Raw genomic sequence first — 916 nt, 5'->3', positions numbered from 1 at the left:
TGCGCGACCTGCTTAAAGCAGGTGTACACTTCGGACACCAGACTCGTTACTGGAATCCAAAAATGGGCAAATACATCTTCGGTGCCCGAAACAAAATCCATAGCATTAACCTCGAACAAACAGTTCCTGCTTTCAACGAGTCTTTAGCGATGGTTAAAAGACTTGCTGAGAACAAGAACAAAATCTTGTTCGTTGGTACTAAGCGTGCGGCTAGCAAAATCATCAAAGAGGAAGCTGAGCGCGGGGGTATGCCTTACGTGAATCATCGTTGGTTGGGCGGTATGTTGACCAACTACAAAACGATTCGTCAAAGCATCCGTCGTTTACGCGATCTTGAGAAGCAGAAAGAAGATGGTACTTTCGAAAAACTAACCAAGAAAGAAGTCTTGATGCGTACGCGTGAGATGGACAAGCTTGAGCGTGGTATCGGCGGTATCAAAGATATGGGCGGCTTGCCAGATGCGTTATTTGTTATCGATGTTGATAACGAGCGTATCGCAATTAAAGAAGCGAACAAATTAGGTATTCCTGTTATCGGTATCGTTGATACTAACAGTGATCCTGATGGTGTTGACTACGTTATCCCAGGTAACGATGACGCGATTCGTGCGATTCAAATCTACNCGAAAGCATTTGCTGATGCGGTAGTTGAAGGCACTGCGTCAAACGGTGGCGAATACGTAGAAGTTGCTGAAGAAGCAAAAGAAGCGCCAGCGGCAGAGTAATCTGTTAGCTTTCAAGCTTTGAAAAATCAAAAGACCTGCAAGTTCGCTTGCAGGTCTTTTGTACTAAATAGCTAAAAATTTTGCGGCGGGGATTTAACGATGTCCACGACGCTAACAAACCTAAATGCCTATTACAGGCGATATAGATGAGGAAATATCATGGCTGCAATTAGTGCCTCAATGGTAAAAGA

The 916-nt window shown here is 44.3% G+C and carries 1 protein-coding gene; it reads left to right on the top strand.

Features of this window, described 5'->3' with window-relative positions; translation table 11 throughout:
* The coding region (gene rpsB, locus A3762_RS24025) for a 30S ribosomal protein S2 (protein WP_068757994.1) at window positions 1-725 on the top strand (725 nt) is incomplete at its 5' end.
* Between the last annotated feature and the right edge of the window lie 191 nt (window positions 726-916).

It is taken from the genome of Oleiphilus sp. HI0125 (assembly GCF_001635355.1).
The sequence above is the reverse complement of the archived record's forward strand: the minus strand, read 5'-3'. Positions and strand labels throughout refer to the sequence as shown.